Source organism: Streptomyces sp. NPDC050564 (genome assembly GCF_044457265.1).
Classification (GTDB): domain Bacteria; phylum Actinomycetota; class Actinomycetes; order Streptomycetales; family Streptomycetaceae; genus Streptomyces.
The window spans coordinates 120,540-137,321 of sequence record NZ_JBITGS010000027.1 but is presented as its reverse complement, the minus strand read 5'-3'; the positions used below and the strand labels follow the sequence as shown (position 1 = coordinate 137,321).

At 69.9% G+C, this 16,782-nt stretch carries 13 protein-coding genes; 11 read left to right on the top strand and 2 right to left on the bottom strand.

The window, feature by feature from the left end; translation table 11 throughout:
- Positions 1–175: 175 nt before the first annotated feature.
- Together ACIBK0_RS35430 and ACIBK0_RS35425 are read right to left on the bottom strand one after the other, a co-directional pair.
- A complete protein-coding gene (locus tag ACIBK0_RS35430) occupies positions 176–1,558 on the bottom strand; it encodes an FAD-binding oxidoreductase (RefSeq protein WP_399088877.1) in 1,383 nt (460 codons plus the stop codon).
- Positions 1,559–1,704: 146 nt separating this feature from the next.
- A complete protein-coding gene (locus ACIBK0_RS35425) occupies positions 1,705–3,513 on the bottom strand; it encodes a glycoside hydrolase family 15 protein (protein WP_399088915.1) in 1,809 nt (602 codons plus the stop codon).
- Between the two features lie 514 nt (positions 3,514–4,027).
- On the opposite strand from ACIBK0_RS35425, the gene ACIBK0_RS35420 reads away from it, so the two are divergent.
- The 11 genes from ACIBK0_RS35420 to ACIBK0_RS35370 all read left to right on the top strand — a co-directional run bounded on the left by ACIBK0_RS35420 (position 4,028) and on the right by ACIBK0_RS35370 (position 16,766).
- Positions 4,028–5,677: a CTP synthase gene (locus ACIBK0_RS35420; RefSeq protein ID WP_399088875.1), complete on the top strand. Its 1,650-nt coding sequence runs from the start codon at positions 4,028–4,030 to the stop codon at positions 5,675–5,677.
- Between the two features lie 129 nt (positions 5,678–5,806).
- On the top strand, positions 5,807–6,433 hold the full coding sequence (locus ACIBK0_RS35415) for an NUDIX domain-containing protein (protein WP_399088873.1): 627 nt from the start codon (positions 5,807–5,809) through the stop codon (positions 6,431–6,433).
- A gap of 171 nt (positions 6,434–6,604) precedes the next feature.
- Complete coding sequence (locus ACIBK0_RS35410; protein ID WP_399088871.1) at positions 6,605–8,686, top strand: tetratricopeptide repeat protein; 2,082 nt, start codon at positions 6,605–6,607, stop codon at positions 8,684–8,686.
- Between the two features lie 144 nt (positions 8,687–8,830).
- Positions 8,831–9,946, top strand: coding sequence for an alanine dehydrogenase (gene ald / locus ACIBK0_RS35405; protein WP_399088913.1), 1,116 nt, complete (start codon positions 8,831–8,833; stop codon positions 9,944–9,946).
- Between the two features lie 388 nt (positions 9,947–10,334).
- A complete protein-coding gene (locus ACIBK0_RS35400) occupies positions 10,335–11,462 on the top strand; it encodes a ParA family protein (protein WP_189191469.1) in 1,128 nt (375 codons plus the stop codon).
- Entirely contained in the window at positions 11,447–12,019 is a 573-nt protein-coding gene (locus tag ACIBK0_RS35395; RefSeq protein WP_399088869.1) for a hypothetical protein, read from the top strand. Before ACIBK0_RS35400 ends, ACIBK0_RS35395 begins: the two co-directional genes overlap by 16 nt.
- 18 nt (positions 12,020–12,037) lie before the next feature.
- Complete coding sequence (locus ACIBK0_RS35390; RefSeq protein ID WP_399088867.1) at positions 12,038–13,258, top strand: segregation and condensation protein A; 1,221 nt, start codon at positions 12,038–12,040, stop codon at positions 13,256–13,258.
- Positions 13,255–13,905, top strand: coding sequence for an SMC-Scp complex subunit ScpB (gene scpB / locus ACIBK0_RS35385; protein ID WP_399088865.1), 651 nt, complete (start codon positions 13,255–13,257; stop codon positions 13,903–13,905). The genes ACIBK0_RS35390 and scpB overlap by 4 nt, the downstream gene beginning before the upstream one ends.
- A gap of 12 nt (positions 13,906–13,917) precedes the next feature.
- Positions 13,918–14,982 (top strand): pseudouridine synthase, encoded by a 1,065-nt coding sequence (locus ACIBK0_RS35380; RefSeq protein WP_399088863.1) that lies wholly within the window; start codon positions 13,918–13,920, stop codon positions 14,980–14,982.
- Positions 14,983–15,147: 165 nt separating this feature from the next.
- Positions 15,148–16,155: a sigma-70 family RNA polymerase sigma factor gene (locus ACIBK0_RS35375; protein ID WP_399088861.1), complete on the top strand. Its 1,008-nt coding sequence runs from the start codon at positions 15,148–15,150 to the stop codon at positions 16,153–16,155.
- A complete protein-coding gene (locus ACIBK0_RS35370) occupies positions 16,152–16,766 on the top strand; it encodes a TIGR03086 family metal-binding protein (RefSeq protein ID WP_399088859.1) in 615 nt (204 codons plus the stop codon). The genes ACIBK0_RS35375 and ACIBK0_RS35370 overlap by 4 nt, the downstream gene beginning before the upstream one ends.
- The last annotated feature ends 16 nt before the right edge of the window (positions 16,767–16,782 follow it).

Sequence of the window (16,782 nt, the reverse complement as noted above, 5' to 3'; positions counted from 1 at the left end):
GAGTCCCCGCGACGCCAAAATTGCGCGCCCCTCATGTCTGTTGTGGCGTGCATCACCATCCCGGCGCGCTGTCGTATCCGCAAGGAAACCGCGAATGACCTTCGGATTTCGTTGAACCGGCAGGCTTGGAGGGGGATGGCTGTGCCGGCCGTCTGATCGGTGACCGCGCGGCGATTCAGGCCGGCCTGATGTTGTGGTTGAAGCGGAAGACGTTGTCCGGGTCGTATGCGGCCTTCACGGCGGACAGGCGCCGGAGGTTCTCGGCGCCGAGGCCGGCCACGATCCGGTCGCCACCTTCGTCTCCGATGAAGTTGAGGTACACCGCGCCGGTGCGCCAGGGCCGGACTTCGGCGCGGACCCTCTCTACCCACCGGATGCAGCGCTCGTCGTCGGCCGGGTCCTCCCAGATCCCGAAGGGGTGCACGCCCCAGGGCGCGTCCCGGTAGGGCACCGGGAAGCGGGCCGGGCCCGAGGCGATCGCGCCGCCTTCGGGGAACAGCACGTGCTGGGTTCCCGTGGGCACGGGCACGGACTCGCCGAGGGCGCAGAAGACGTCCACGAGGTCGTCGGGCAGGCCGGTCAGAAACTCCGCCGACCAGTAGTTCCGCATACCGGGCGGGTTGTCGAGCATGCACTGGAGGTCGGGGTAGGGAATGGCGGTGAGGATCTCGGCCTCGTGCGGCAGCGCCACCAGTGCCTGGGCGAGTTTGCGCAGGTCCTCCTCGCCGCCGACATACGTGAGGAGAGCGGCGATCAGCCGCTTGCCGACCATGTGCTCCGGGACGAATTCTTCGGGCGGGCCTGTCGTATACATGACGGCGCCGCTCACCTCCGACGGACCGTTCTCGATGACCTCGCGGTAGATGCGCAGCACGTCCGGGCCGGCATCCGGCCGGTACATCAGCAGGGCGATCGAGAGTTCGGGGAGCGGGTGCAGCTTCAGGGTCAGCGCGGTCGCGACGCCGAAGTTCCCGCCGCCGCCGTGCAGCGCCCAGAACAGCTCGGGGTTCTCACGGTCGGTGGCCAGAACCGTCGAGCCGTCGGCCGTCACCAGTTCGACGCCGAGCAGGTTGTCGACGGCGAGACCGAAGGTCCGGTCGAGCCAGCCGTTTCCTCCGCCGAGTACGAAGCCGCCGACGCCGGTGGTCGAGACGCGGCCGCCGGTGGTCGCCAGGCCGTAGGGCTGGGTGGCGTGGTCGAGGTGGCTCATGAGGGCGCCGCCCTCGATCCGTACCGCCTCGGAACCGGGGTGCACCGTCACCGTGTGCATCCGGCGCAGGTCGACCACCAGGCCGTTGTCGTTGAGCGACATCCCCGACACACTGTGGCCGCCGCCGCGCACCGCGATCTTCAGGTCCAGATCGCGCGCGAAGCGCACCGAACGGACCACATCGGTCTCGTCCTCGCACTGCGCGATCACGGCCGGGCGCCGGTCGATCATCGCGTTGAAGATCTTCCGGGCCTCGTCGTACCCGGGGTCGTCCGGGGCGAACACATCGCCGGACAGATCCGCGCGGAGCGCGGTCAGCGCCGCACCCGCCTTCGAAAAGGGAGCCATGGCAGCCGCCCCCTTTCAGCAGGGGACAGGACCTGTTTTCAGCGTAGGCGGTCTCCTGGGCGGACGTCGTGCGACGCCGTGGCCGTCCGTGGCTGGACGCGCAGCTCCCCACGCCCCTCAAGGGCGCGGGGAACCACCGCTCGCCGTCAGCCGCCGTACGCGCCGCTCGCCGTCAGCCTCAGTGCCGTGTCGATCAAGGGCACGTGGCTGAACGCCTGCGGGAAGTTCCCCACCTGGCGCTGCAGCCGAGGGTCCCACTCCTCGGCCAGCAGACCGAGGTCGTTGCGCAGCGCCAACAGCTTCTCGAACAGCTTGCGGGCCTCGTCCACGCGGCCGATCATCGCGAGGTCGTCCGCCATCCAGAACGAGCACGCCAGGAAGGCACCCTCGTCGCCCTCCAGACCGTCCACGCCCGCGTGTTCACCGGCGGTCGGGTAGCGCAGAATGAAGCCGTCCGTCGTGGACAGCTCGCGCTGGATCGCCTCGATGGTGCCGATCACGCGCTTGTCGTCCGGCGGCAGGAAGCCCATCTGCGGGATGAGAAGCAGCGAGGCGTCCAACTCCTTGGAGCCGTACGACTGCGTGAACGTGTTGCGCTCCTTGTCGTAGCCCTTCTCGCACACGTCCCGGTGGATGTCGTCGCGCAGTTCGCGCCACTTCTCCAGCGGGCCGTCCGCGTCACCGGACTCGATGAGCTTGATCGTGCGGTCGACGGCGACCCAGGCCATCACCTTGGAGTGCACGAAGTGGCGGCGCGGGCCGCGGACTTCCCAGATGCCCTCGTCCGGCTGGTCCCAGTGGTCCTCCAGGTAGCGGATCAGCTTCAACTGGAGGAGCGAGGCGTAGTCGTTGCGCGACAGCCCCGTCATGTGGGCGAGGTGCAGGGCCTCGGTGACCTCGCCGTACACATCCAGCTGGAGCTGGTGCGCGGCGCCGTTCCCGACGCGTACGGGGGTCGAAGCCTCGTATCCGGGGAGCCAGTCGAGCTCCGCCTCGCCCAACTCCCGTTCGCCCGCGATGCCGTACATGATCTGCAGGTTCTCCGGGTCGCCCGCGACGGCGCGCAGCAGCCATTCGCGCCAGGCGCGGGCCTCCTCGCGGTAGCCGGTGCGCAGCAGCGAGGAGAGAGTGATCGCCGCGTCGCGCAGCCATGTGTAGCGGTAGTCCCAGTTGCGTACGCCGCCGATCTCCTCCGGGAGGGAGGTCGTCGGGGCGGCGACGATGCCGCCCGTGGGCGCGTACGTCAGGGCCTTCAGCGTGATCAGCGAGCGGACGACGGCCTCGCGGTAGGGGCCGTGGTACGTGCACTGCTCGACCCACTCGCGCCAGAAGTCCTCGGTGGCCTCCAAGGACTGCTCCGGCTCGGGCAGCGCGGGCGGCTCCTTGTGCGAGGGCTCCCACGAGATGGTGAAGGCGAGCCGGTCACCCGGCGCCACCGTGAAGTCGGCGTACGTGGTCAGCGCCTTGCCGTAGGTCTCGCAGGCGGTGTCGAACCACACCGAGTCGGGCCCGGCGACAGCGACCGTCCGACCCTCGTGTTTGTGCACCCACGGGACCACGCGGCCGTACGAGAAACGCATGCGCAGCGCGGAGCGCATCGGCACCCGGCCGGTGACGCCCTCGACGATGCGGATCAGCTGCGGCGCGCCGTCGCGCGGGGGCATGAAATCGGTCACCCGGACCGTGCCGCGCGGGGTGTCCCACTCGGATTCGAGGATCAGCGAGTCGCCGCGGTACCTGCGGCGCGCCGCCGTCGGCGGTTCGGCATCGGCCGAGTGCGCGGGGCCGAGCCGCCAGAACCCGTGTTCCTCCGTGCCGAGCAGCCCAGCGAAGATGGCATGGGAGTCGAAGCGGGGCAGGCACAGCCAGTCGACTGTGCCGTCCCTGCAGACCAGCGCAGCTGTCTGCATGTCTCCGATGAGTGCGTAATCCTCGATGCGCCCGGCCACGTGCATCTCCAGTCGAACGGCCACGTCGCCCCCGGGGGGCGGTCGCTCTGCGGTCAGGGAACGTTGTTAATGCGGAACGTCGGTTGATGGGGAACGTCAGTTGTGCGGAACGATGGTCATGTGTCGCTGCGAAACGTCAATTGTCGGTTCGATTGTCGTCGCGATTGTCGTTTCGAAACGAACTGACGAGCTCTCGTTGTTCCGGGGTACGGGCGGGGATGGTGCCGTGTGCCGGCCGGGCTCGGCAGCGAGTGTCCGAGCAGGATACGACGCACGTGGAAGATCCGCGTGCCGCTCCCGGCAACCTGGGTGGGCCGATCGAGTGAGCGCCGTGTGGGGTCTGTGCCGACCTGTGTGCGGAGCGTGGCCGGAAGCGGTCTCGTCCCGTCGCTGATACCCTGGTAGCCCGTGGACCGGTGGGCAAGAAACCCCCGAACCGCAGCGACGGCACCTCCGGAAATCTCCGGACCACACGCCGGTACGCACCCCAGACCGCGACCACGGGAGCCCCCTCTTGGCCATGCCGCCCAAATCCACGACGACCAAGCACATCTTCGTCACCGGGGGTGTCGCCTCCTCCCTCGGCAAGGGTCTGACCGCCTCCAGCCTGGGCGCGCTGCTCAAGGCGCGGGGTCTGCGGGTCACGATGCAGAAGCTCGACCCGTACCTGAACGTCGACCCGGGCACCATGAACCCGTTCCAGCACGGTGAGGTGTTCGTCACCAACGACGGCGCCGAGACGGACCTGGACATCGGTCACTACGAGCGCTTCCTCGACGTGGACCTGGACGGCTCGGCCAACGTCACCACCGGCCAGGTGTACTCCACGGTCATCGCCAAGGAGCGCCGCGGCGAGTACCTGGGCGACACCGTGCAGGTCATCCCGCACATCACCAACGAGATCAAGCACCGCATCCGTCGCATGGCCACCGATGACGTCGACGTCGTCATCACCGAGGTCGGCGGCACGGTCGGCGACATCGAGTCCCTGCCGTTCCTGGAGACGGTCCGCCAGGTCCGTCACGAGGTCGGCCGCGACAACGTGTTCGTCGTGCACATCTCGCTCCTCCCGTACATCGGCCCGTCCGGGGAGCTGAAGACGAAGCCGACGCAGCACTCGGTTGCGGCGCTGCGCAACATCGGTATTCAGCCCGACGCGATCGTGCTGCGCGCCGACCGCGAGGTGCCCACCGCGATCAAGCGCAAGATCTCGCTGATGTGTGACGTCGACGAGGCGGCCGTGGTCGCGGCCATCGACGCCAAGTCGATCTACGACATCCCGAAGGTCCTGCACACCGAGGGTCTCGACGCGTACGTCGTGCGCAAGCTGGACCTGCCCTTCCGTGACGTGGACTGGACGACCTGGGACGACCTGCTCGACCGCGTCCACAACCCGATCCACGAGATCAACCTGGCGCTCGTCGGCAAGTACATCGACCTGCCCGACGCCTACCTGTCCGTGACCGAGGCCCTGCGCGCCGGCGGCTTCGCCAACAAGGCCCGCGTGAAGATCAAGTGGGTCACCTCGGACGACTGCAAGACCCCGGCGGGCGCCGCCAAGCAGCTCGGAGACGTCGACGCGATCTGCATCCCCGGCGGCTTCGGCGACCGCGGTGTCTCCGGCAAGGTCGGCGCGATCCAGTACGCCCGCGAGAACAGGATCCCGCTGCTCGGCCTCTGCCTCGGCCTGCAGTGCATCGTGATCGAGGCCGCTCGCAACCTGGCCGACATCCCGGACGCCAACTCCACCGAGTTCGACTCCGCCACCGCCCACCCGGTCATCTCCACCATGGCCGAACAGCTCGACATCGTGGCGGGCGAGGGCGACATGGGCGGCACCATGCGCCTGGGTATGTATCCGGCCAAGCTTGCCGACGGTTCGATCGTGCGCGAGGTGTACGACGGCAAAGAGTACGTCGAGGAGCGCCACCGGCACCGCTACGAGGTGAACAACGCCTACCGTGCCGAGCTGGAGAAGAAGGCCGGTCTGCAGTTCTCCGGCACCTCCCCGGACGGCAAGCTCGTCGAGTACGTCGAGTACGCGCGCGACGTCCACCCCTACCTGGTCGCGACCCAGGCGCACCCCGAGCTGCGCTCCCGCCCGACCCGCCCGCACCCGCTCTTCGCCGGCCTGGTCAAGGCCGCGGTGGAGCGCAAGACGGGCAAGTAGCACAAGGGTTGTACGGTGGCCGGGGTGCGTGTCTTTCGAGGTGCGCGCCCCGGTCTCCGTCGCGGCCCCGCTGTGGCCGATTTCTTTCGGCCGTGACCGGCTCTTTTGTACGTGTGGGAAGGACAGGCCATGACGCTCAAGGACACCGCCGAGGAGTGGGAGGTCCGGGCGACCGAGACCCCCTTCAAGGGCAACAAGACCTCCGTGCGCACCGACGACGTGGTCATGCCCGACGGATCGGTCGTCCGCCGCGACTACCAGGTCCACCCCGGTTCCGTGGCCGTCCTCGCCCTGGACGACGAGGGCCGTGTGCTGGTCATCCGCCAGTACCGCCACCCGGTACGCCACAAGCTCTGGGAGATCCCCGCGGGCCTCCTCGACATCCCGGGCGAGAACCCGCTGCACGCCGCCCAGCGCGAGCTCTACGAAGAGGCGCACGTCAAGGCCGAGGACTGGCGCGTGCTGACCGACGTCTTCACGACGCCCGGCGGCTGTGACGAGGCCGTGCGCATCTTCCTCGCCCGTGACCTCTCCGAGGCCGAGGGACAGCGCTTCGAGGTCGAGGACGAAGAGGCCGACATGGAGCTGGCCCGGGTTTCCGTCGACGAACTCGTACGCGGCGTGCTCGCCGGTGACCTGCACAACAACTGCCTTGTCGTCGGTGTCCTCTCCCTGGTCGCCGCGCGGCACGGCGACGGCCTCGACGCGCTGCGCCCGGCGGAGGCGCCGTGGCCGGCGCGGCCCTTCGAGGTCTGACCCACCTCCGACACCACCCCGACGCCGTCAGTCCTACGATCGCCTGATCCGATCGGGGGACGTGTCCGCCGCGCTCCTCCCAGATCGTCGCAGAGCGTGAACTAGGCTCTGGAAACGCCCGAACCGGAGTCCCGGCGGGCCCCAGCGTGCAGTGGGACGGGAGTGTGGCCCGTGACGGATCAGGCGGTGGACAACGGCGGCACGAAGGTGTCGGCCAAGGGACAGCGCCCGGCTGCCGGGTCCGCTCCCACGGAGGGTCAGTTCCTCGGCCGTACAAGAGAGTTGAAGGAACTCAGGGCCGACATCGAGCGCGCGGGCCTGGACACCCTCTCCGGCAGGAAGGCGCCACGCGCGCGCGTGCTGCTCATCGCGGGCAAGCCCGGTTCGGGCCGCACCGCGCTCGCCGAGGAGCTGGTACGGCAGGTTGCCGAGAGTTACCCCGACGGTGTGCTGCGCGCCCGGCTCACCGAGCCCGACGGCACCCGGGTGCCCACCGAGCGCACCGCACGGGAGCTCCTCTGCGCCCTGGAGCGGCCCACACCGCCCGGGGCCACCGCCGACGACCTGAGCGAGGCGGTGCGCGAGGCCCTCGCCACCCGTCGCGTGCTGCTCCTGCTCGACGACGCGGCCGACGCCGAGCAGGTCGACGCGTTGCTGCCCGACACCCCGCAGTGCCTGGTCGTCGCCGTCTCGGGCGGACCCCTCACCGGCATCACGGACGTCCGCCCCTGCACCCTGGGCGGTCTGGACACCAAGTCCGCCCTGGAGCTCCTCGACCGCTTCACCGGCTCGGTGCGCATCACCGTCGACCCGCTCGCCGCCGAGGGCCTGGTGGAACTGTGCGCGGGCCAGCCCGCCGCCCTGGTCCTCGCCGGCGGCTGGCTCGCGGCCCGCCCGCAGTCGGCCGTCGCCGACCTGGCCAAACATCTGCGCAGCGACGGTGAGGAGGGCTCGCCGCTGACCCGTCTCCTCCGGCTCGGCTACGCCTCACTGCCGAGCACCGCTGCGCGGATACTGCGACTGCTCTCGCTGGCCCCCGCCGGCCTCGTCGACCCGCACACCGCGTCGGCGCTGGCCGGGTGCTCGGTGGGCACCGCCCACACCACGCTGGACGACTTCGCCGCGCTCGGCCTGATCCGGGCCATCGAGTCGCCGCTGCCCCAGTACGAGGTGCCCGGCTGTCTGCAGCCGCTGCTGCGCGCGCTCGCCGACACCCACGACCGCCCGGCCGAGCTGCAGCTCGCCCGCGCCCGCATGCTGGAGCGGACCGTGCGGCTGCTGGTGTCCTGCCGCGCCATCACCGAGACCGACAGCTCGCCCGCCCGCGAGAAGCTCGCCGGCATGCCGCGCGCCCTGCGGTTCCCGAATCCCCGGACCGCCGCCGACTGGCTGCGCATCCGGCAGCCCGCACTGCTGGCCTCCGCCCGGCTCGCGGTCGCCGACGGAGAGCTGGACACGCTGGCCCGCCGGCTCATGGCCGCGCTGGTGAGGGCGATGGTCGCGCACGTCGGTACGCGGGCGGCGGCGCCCGAGCTGTACGGCATCCACCGGCTCGTCCTGGACGTCGCCGAGCGCCGGAACCTGCCCCGCGAGAAGGCCGCGGCCCTGCTGAACCTCGCCGACCTGGACGCGCAGACCGGCCGTACGACCGAGGCGCTGGCCCGCTACCGGGCCGCCCTGGACGCCGGGCGCGAAGCAAATGACCCGTATGCGACCGGTCGCGCGATGGAATCCGTAGGCGGCGCCCACCAGGAGCTGGGGGACTACGACCGGGCCGCCGACTGGTACGGCAGAGCGCTCGCCCAGCGGCTCGCTCGCGACGAGCGGGTGGACGCGGCCCGTCTGTACGGCCGTATCGCCACCGCGAACACCTACGCGGGCCGCTACGGCGAGGCGCTGCGCAACTGGCGCGCCGCCGTCAGCGGACACCGCAAGAACGGCGATGTGGCCGCCCAGGCCCGGGCGTTGAGCGAGCTGGCGCGGGTCCAGGAGTACGCGGGACGGCCCGAGGAATCGCTGCGCACCTGCCAGGAGGCGGTCGAGTGGGCGCGCCGCGCCGACGACGTACGGCTGCAGGCCGCGCTGCAGCTCAGGCTGGCCGACACCCTGGAGCGGCTCGGCGACCCGGCGGCCGCCAAGCTGCACCGCGGCGCGGCCGAGCGAATGCTGGGTGATGAACTCCCGGAGACTGCTTCAGTCAGGGAGCAAGGCGCTAACGCCTACGAAATCCGCAGTACATCCGTAGAAGATTGATGCAATGAAAGGCTAGACAGAGAGAACACCTTCATTAAACTGGCTCTGCCGCACCTTCTCCTGCGGTGTCTCCCGATGTGCCCCCGCACATGTGGGTATGTCTTGTAATGCACCACATCCCCTGAGCCAAGGACCGTGATCGACGTGAAGGTCGGTATCCCCCGCGAGGTCAAGAACAACGAGTTCCGGGTGGCCATCACCCCTGCCGGCGTGCACGAGCTGGTGCGCTACGGCCACCAGGTCTTCATCGAGCAGAACGCCGGCGTCGGCTCCTCGATCACGGACGACGAGTACGTTTCCGCCGGTGCGCAGATCCTTCCCACCGCCGACGAGGTCTGGGCCACCGCCGACCTGCTGCTGAAGGTCAAGGAGCCCATCGCGGAGGAGTACCACCGCCTCCGCAAGGACCAGACGCTCTTCACCTACCTGCACCTGGCCGCCTCCAAGGAGTGCACGGACGCGCTGCTCGAGTCCGGCACCACGGCGATCGCCTACGAGACGGTCGAGCTGCCGAACCGCGCGCTGCCGCTGCTGGCCCCGATGTCCGAGGTCGCGGGTCGTCTGGCTCCGCAGGTCGGCGCGTACCACCTGATGCGGGCGGCCGGCGGTCGCGGTGTCCTGCCGGGCGGTGTCCCGGGCGTGGTCCCGGCGAAGGCCGTGGTCATCGGTGGCGGCGTCTCCGGCTGGAACGCCGCGCAGATCGCCATCGGTATGGGCTTCGACGTGACCCTGCTCGACCGCGACATCAACAAGCTGCGTGAGGCCGACAAGGTCTTCGGCACGAAGGTCAAGGCCGTCATGTCCAACTCCTTCGAGCTGGAGAAGGCCGTCCTCGACGCCGACCTGGTCATCGGCGCCGTCCTCATCCCGGGTGCCAAGGCTCCGAAGCTGGTCACCAACGAGCTCGTGTCGCGCATGAAGCCGGGAAGTGTCCTTGTCGACATCGCGATCGACCAGGGCGGCTGCTTCGAGGACTCGCGGCCCACCACCCACGCCGAGCCGACCTTCACGGTCCACAACTCGGTCTTCTACTGTGTCGCCAACATGCCGGGCGCCGTGCCGAACACCTCCACCAACGCCCTCACCAACGCCACACTGCCCTACATCGTGTCGCTGGCCAACAACGGCTGGGTCGAGGCGCTGCGGCGTGACCCCGCGCTCGCCAAGGGTCTCAACACCCATGACGGCAAGGTGGTTTACCGCGAGGTCGCCGAGGCGCTCGGCCTGGAGCACGTCGAGCTGGAGACCCTGCTCGGTTAAGTCATCAACGGGTAAAAGGCGATACGTCAACACGGGTCGTCAACCCAGCACACCCGGCCGGACCTTGCTCGACAGGGTCCGGCCGGATGTGTGTCGGGTCACTTTGCGACACTCGTTCAACTCGCCACGAACGTAACTCTTCAACCGATTCGCACACCGGTGAAACCTACCGTGCGACGGCCTTACGCCCTTGACAGAGGGGTGTTCGGTTGCCGACACATCGGGTCGGGTCCGGCGGATTGTGTTGCTGCGGACCGGTGACACGCCATAGAGTCGCCAACCGTCGGCATGGTGCCACGCTGACCTATCTAGAAGTTTCCTGGTCACCAAGGAGGTAAGACGACTTGTGAATGAGTCGACATTTTCTCCCGGGGGTGGTCAACCAGGAATGCCGGCGCGGGGCCAGAGCCCCACGGGGCTCGAGGCTGTCGGCTCCGTCGCTGTCCGAACCTTCGCAGCCCAAAAGAGTCCCCGGATGACTCAGACAGCACACCAGAGCATGGATGGCCATCACGTGAACGCCATGGCCGGCAACGGAAGTGGCGAGAACCGCACCCACTTCGCCGACTACGACGAACTGCCCGAGGGGCACTTCTACGACCCCGACGCCGAGTACGAGCCCGATCCGGAGTACGCGGCCACGCTCGCGCCCGACGCTGCCCGTCAGCGCCGTGAGCGCGTCGGTCCGACCGGCCGCCCGCTGCCGTACTTCCCGATCCCGGGCCCGCTGACCGACCACGGCCCCGCGAAGATCATCGCGATGTGCAACCAGAAGGGCGGCGTGGGCAAGACCACGTCGACCATCAACCTGGGTGCCGCGCTCGCGGAGTACGGCCGCCGGGTCCTGCTCGTCGACTTCGACCCGCAGGGCGCGCTGTCCGTGGGTCTCGGCGTCAACCCCATGGAGCTCGACCTCACCGTCTACAACCTGCTCATGGAGCGGGGCATGGCGGCCGACGAGGTGCTCCTGAAGACAGCGGTCCCGAACATGGACCTGCTGCCCAGCAACATCGACCTGTCCGCCGCCGAAGTGCAGTTGGTGAGCGAGGTCGCCCGTGAGTCCACGCTGCAGCGCGCCCTGAAGCCGCTGATGGCCGACTACGACTACATCGTGATCGACTGTCAGCCCTCGCTCGGCCTGCTCACCGTCAACGCCCTGACGGCGGCTCACAAGGTGATCGTGCCGCTCGAGTGCGAGTTCTTCGCGTTGCGTGGTGTCGCGCTGCTCACCGAGACCATCGAGAAGGTCCAGGAGCGGCTCAACCCCGAGCTGGAGCTCGACGGCATCCTCGCCACGATGTACGACTCCCGCACGGTGCACAGCCGTGAGGTGCTCGCGCGCGTGGTCGAGGCCTTCGACGATCACGTCTACCACACGGTGATCGGCCGGACCGTCCGCTTCCCGGAGACCACCGTCGCCGGTGAACCGATCACCACGTACGCCTCCAACTCCGTCGGTGCCGCCGCCTATCGCCAGCTCGCCAGGGAGGTGCTCGCCCGGTGTCACGCCGAGTGAGTCTGCCGGGGGCCGACGAACTGTTCCGTACCACCGGGGGAATGGCGCTCCAGGCGTCCACGCCCTCACGCCGGACCAACGGCGAGGCACGGGTGCCGGCTCCCGCGGGCGAGAGCGACGCGGCGGCCGCCGGGGACGACGCGCCTCAGTCGGTGCCCGTGCAGGGCGGTGACGGCGAGGGCGACGAACACGTCGCTGCCGACTCCGAGTCCGACGCGGGGGAGTCCCGCAGCCGGGGCGCCGCTCAGGAGCGCTCCGGGCGACGTCAGGCGGTGCAGGAAGGTTCTGCCCCCGCCGGGCAGTCCTCCCGCGGCAAGCGGGGGCGTGCCGCCAACCGTCGGCCCAGCGGGCGGGAGCGGCACGACGAGAAGATCACGGTGTACGTGTCCGCCGAGGAGCTCATGGATCTCGAGCACGCCCGGCTGGTGCTCCGCGGGGAGCACGGGCTCGCGGTCGACCGTGGGCGGATCGTCCGCGAGGCGGTTGCCGTGGTGCTCGCGGATCTTGAGTCCCGGGGGGACGCGAGCATCCTCGTACGACGGCTGCGTGGGCGGTAGCGGTAGCCTGCGACGGCTATGACCTCGAACGACGTTCCTGTCCCCGCCGGTGGCTCCGCCGGGCGTCGGCGTGTGCTCGGGCGGGGGCCCGGGGCGGTGCCGGCTCCTGTGGTGGAGCCGGTTGTGCCTCCTGCGGAGGTGGAGCCCGAGGCGGCTGCGCCTGCGGCGGAGCCTGAGCCGCCTGCGGCGGAGGGCGAGTCTCTGGTCGAGGTCGATGCCCCGGCTGCGGACCGTGGGGCGTCGGGCCCACCCTCCCCCGAGCTCTCGGCTCCGTTCGAGCAGGACCTCTCGGTTTCGTTCGAGCAGGACCTGTCGGCCTCGCTCGAGCAGGGGGAACCCCCATCGCCCAGCGGGACGGCTGCCCACAACGCCGACGGCGCTTTTGAGGCACCCTCCGCTTCAGAGCCCGAAGAGCCCGGTGACGGCGTCTTCAAGGTGCGGCTCTCGAACTTCGAGGGGCCCTTCGACCTGCTGCTTCAGCTGATCTCGAAGCACAAGCTCGATGTCACCGAAGTGGCGTTGTCCAAGGTCACCGACGAGTTCATGGCGCACATCAGGGCCATGGGGCCGGACTGGGACCTCGACCAGACGACCGAGTTTCTCGTCGTCGCAGCCACGCTGCTGGATCTCAAGGCCGCACGGCTGCTGCCCTCCGCCGAGGTCGAGGACGAGGCCGACCTCGCGCTGCTGGAGGCGCGGGACCTGCTGTTCGCGCGGCTGCTGCAGTACCGCGCGTACAAGCAGATTGCGGACATCTTCAACGCGCGGCTGGAGGAAGAGGGCCGCCGCTACCCCCGTACCGTCGGGCTCGAAGCCCACCACGCCGAGCTGCTGCCCGAGGTGGTCATCAGCATCGGGGCCGAGGGGTTCGCGAAGCTCGCCGTGAAGGCGATGCAGCCCAGACCCAAGCCGCAGGTGTACGTCGACCACATCCACGCGCCGCTGGTCAGCGTGCAGGAGCAAGCCGGGATCGTGGTGGCGCGGCTGCGGGAGCTCGGGGAGGCAAGTTTCCGCGCGCTCGTCGAGGACACCGACGACACCCTCACGGTCGTGGCCCGGTTCCTGGCGCTTCTGGAGCTCTACCGGGAGAAGGCGGTCGCGCTGGATCAGGAGGAGGCCCTCGGGGACCTGATGGTGCGCTGGACGGGCGGGGACGGGGACGAGCAGCCGACCGTCACGGACGAGTTCGACCGGCCGCCCGAGGAACCCAAGGACGACGCCAAGAAGGAGAAGGCGTGAGCGAGGAGACCACCGAGATCCCGGCAGGGCTGCGCACCGTCGCCGACCTCGATCTCAAGCCTGCCCTGGAGGCCGTCCTCATGGTCGTGGACGAACCCGCGACGGAGGAGCATCTGGCGAAGATCCTGGAGCGGCCGCGGCGGCAGATCGCGGACGCGCTGCGCGAGCTGGCCGACGAGTACACCGTGCAGGCCCGCGGCTTCGAGCTGCGGCTCATCGCGGGCGGCTGGCGGTTCTACACGCGGCCCGAGTACGCGGCGGCCGTGGAACGCTTCGTCCTGGACGGGCAGCAGGCCCGGCTCACGCAGGCGGCTCTGGAGACGCTCGCGGTCGTCGCGTACCGCCAGCCGGTCAGCCGTTCGAGGGTCTCGGCGGTCCGCGGAGTGAACTGTGACGGTGTGATGCGCACCCTGTTGCAGCGCGGTCTGGTCGAGGAGGCGGGCACGGAACCCGAAACAGGTGCGATCCTGTACAGGACGACGAACTACTTCCTGGAGCGAATGGGCCTGCGCGGCCTGGACGAGCTCCCGGAGCTCGCGCCCTTCCTCCCCGAGGCGGACGCGATCGAGGCCGAGACGCAGGAAGGGGTTCCGTCGTTCGATCCGGACGCACCTGACGCTCCGGGGACAGACGACGCAGACGACTAAGACGGAACTTTGATGCGAAGCAGCGGTAGCGGCAAGAGCGGTGGGCGCGGTAACTACCGCGGTGCCGGCAACAGCAGGGACCAGAAGCAGGGGCAGGGCCGCCCCAGCAAGCCCCGCCCCGAGGAGCGCCGCTACGACGTGGGCCCCGGCGCCTCCAAGGACGGCCCGAAGTCCGGGCGCGGCAGCGCTGCCCGTGGCGGCGCCAAGGGCGGACCCAAGCAGAGTCAGCAGCGTGGCGGCCGTACGGAGCCCGCGCGTTCCCGCGAGTACGAGACGCGGGCCGAGGAGCGCAACCGGGACCGGTACGCGGGCAAGAAGGACATCAAGCTGCCCAAGACCTTCCCGGGCGCCGAGCAGGAGGGCGAGCGCCTGCAGAAGGTGCTCGCGCGCGCGGGCTACGGTTCCCGGCGCGCCTGCGAGGAGCTGGTCGAGCAGGCCCGGGTCGAGGTCAACGGCGAGATCGTCCTGGAGCAGGGTCTGCGCGTCGACCCGGAGAAGGACGAGATCAAGGTCGACGGGCTGACGGTCGCGACGCAGTCGTACCAGTTCTTCTCGCTGAACAAGCCCGCCGGTGTCGTCTCGACCATGGAAGACAACGAGGGCCGTCAGTGCCTCGGTGACTACGTGACGAACCGGGAGACGCGGCTCTTCCACGTCGGCCGGCTCGACACCGAGACCGAGGGCGTCATCCTGCTCACCAACCACGGTGAGCTGGCCCACCGCCTGACCCACCCCAAGTACGGCGTGAAGAAGGTCTACCTCGCGCACATCGTGGGCCCGATCCCGCGCGACCTGGGCAAGCAGCTCAAGGACGGCATCCAGCTGGAGGACGGGTACGCGAAGGCGGACCACTTCCGGGTCGTCGAGCAGACCGGCAAGAACTACCTGGTCGAGGTGACCCTCCACGAGGGCCGCAAGCACATCGTGCGGCGCATGCTCGCCGAGGCCGGCTTCCCGGTCGACAAGCTCGTGCGCGTGGCCTTCGGCCCGATCACCCTGGGCGACCAGAAGTCGGGCTGGCTGCGCCGCCTGTCGAACACCGAGGTCGGCATGCTCATGGCCGAGGTCGGTCTCTAGACCGCACGGCCCCCTGGTCTCGCGTGTACGACGGCCGGTTCCGGAACTTCTCCGGGACCGGCCGATTCGTTTTCGCCGCTCCGCCGGTCTGTACCGGTGAACGATCCATCGGTGCGTGCCGGTGGACGATCCGCCGGTGCCTGCCGGTGAACGAAGGGAGCGGGGATGGCCACCACGACGGACCGCGACGAATTCGTACGGCTGACCGATCCGTACCGGCGGGAGCTGCTCGCCCACTGCTACCGCATGCTCGGGTCGGTCGACGACGCCGAGGACCTCGTCCAGGAGACCTATCTGCGGGCCTGGCGCTCGTACGAGGGGTACGAGGGCCGGGCGTCGCTGCGCACCTGGCTGCACCGGATCGCCACGAATACGTGTCTGACGGCTCTGGAGGGCCGTGTGCGCCGTCCGCTGCCCTCTGGGCTCGGCGGGCCCTCGGACGGGCCTGAGGAGCCTCTGCGGGCCCCTGCGACGGATGTGCCGTGGTTGCAGCCGCTGCCCGACGCGCTCGTCGACCCGGCGACGGTGGTGGCGGCCCGGGGGAGTCTGCGGCTCGCGCTCGTCGCCGCGCTGCAGAACCTGCCGGCGCGGCAGCGGGCCGTGCTCATCCTGCGGGATGTGCTGGCCTGGCGGGCGCCCGAGGTCGCCGCCCTGCTCGGCACCTCCACGGCGGCCGTCAAGAGCAGCCTCCAACGCGCGCGTGCCCGGCTCGACGAGATGGCGCCCGACGAGGAGCTGGTGACCGAGTCCGACGTCCCCGGGGACCGCGAGCTGATCGACCGCTACATGGCGGCCTTCGAACACGCCGACATGGACGCGCTCCTGGGGCTCCTCCAGGACGGTGTCGAACTGGAAATGCCTCCCTACTTGGAGTGGTTCAGCGGCAAGAAGGACGTGTTGCGGTTCCTGGAGACCCGGGCACACATCCGGGGAGGGCTGCGGATGCTTCCCACGCGCGCGAACGGGCAGCCGACCGCGGCCATGTACCTGCGCGGCGCCGACGGCGTCTTCAGGGCCCACTCCCTGCAGGTGCTCACCGTCGGGCGAGCGGTCGAGGGGGCGGTGGAGGAGGCGGTCGGGCGAGCGCCCGAGGACCCGGCGATCGCGCGCATCACCGTCTTCCTGGGCCCGGGGCTGTTCGCACGCTTCGGGATGCCGGCGGTGCTGTCGTGAACACCGGGGAGCTGCTGGAGCGTTCGCTCGCCTACGCCCTGGGAAGCGTTTCCGCCGTCGTGCCCGGGAGTCTGGAGCGGCTCACACCCTGTGCGGAGTGGGATCTGGGGGAGCTGCTCGGGCACCTCGACGACTCGCTGGACGCCCTCTACGAGGGACTCACGGGCAGGCCCATCGGGCTCTTCCCCCAAGGGCCCTTCCCGGAAGGGCCCTTGGGGGAAGCGGCCTCGGATCCCGTCTGTGGCTTTCGCAGGCGCGCCTGCGCCGTGCTCGGTGCCTGGGCCGCGGGGCCCACGGACACCGTGGTCGTGGGTGACCGGCCGCTGGACGCCCGGGTGATGACGGCGGTGGGCGCCGTGGAGATCGCCGTGCACGGGTGGGACGTGTCCCAGGCCTGCGGTCGGGCGCGGCCGATTCCCTCCGCCCTCGCCGTCGAACTGCTGCAAGTGGCACGGTGCGTGGTCGCGGACGAGGATCGCGGCGGGCGCTTCGCGGAGCCGGTCGCCGTGCCACCGTCGGCCCCGCCCCGTGACCTGCTGCTCGCCTTCCTGGGACGGCTTCCCGGGGCGCCGCGATTCCTTTCAGGACCGGGCCCGGTCTGCCTTCCGTGAGTGATCTCTCCACCTC

Excerpts from the sequence above, each read along its gene's own strand:
- ACIBK0_RS35430 (WP_399088877.1), bottom strand. The coding sequence starts at position 1,558 with ATGGCTCCCTTTTCGAAGGCGGGTGCGGCGCTGACCGCGCTCCGCGCG.
- ACIBK0_RS35425 (WP_399088915.1), bottom strand. The coding sequence starts at position 3,513 with ATGCACGTGGCCGGGCGCATCGAGGATTACGCACTCATCGGAGACATG.
- ACIBK0_RS35420 (WP_399088875.1), top strand. The coding sequence starts at position 4,028 with ATGCCGCCCAAATCCACGACGACCAAGCACATCTTCGTCACCGGGGGT.
- ACIBK0_RS35415 (WP_399088873.1), top strand. The coding sequence starts at position 5,807 with ATGACGCTCAAGGACACCGCCGAGGAGTGGGAGGTCCGGGCGACCGAG.
- ACIBK0_RS35400 (WP_189191469.1), top strand. The coding sequence starts at position 10,335 with ATGCCGGCGCGGGGCCAGAGCCCCACGGGGCTCGAGGCTGTCGGCTCC.
- ACIBK0_RS35390 (WP_399088867.1), top strand. The coding sequence starts at position 12,038 with ATGACCTCGAACGACGTTCCTGTCCCCGCCGGTGGCTCCGCCGGGCGT.
- ACIBK0_RS35380 (WP_399088863.1), top strand. The coding sequence starts at position 13,918 with ATGCGAAGCAGCGGTAGCGGCAAGAGCGGTGGGCGCGGTAACTACCGC.
- ACIBK0_RS35375 (WP_399088861.1), top strand. The coding sequence starts at position 15,148 with ATGGCCACCACGACGGACCGCGACGAATTCGTACGGCTGACCGATCCG.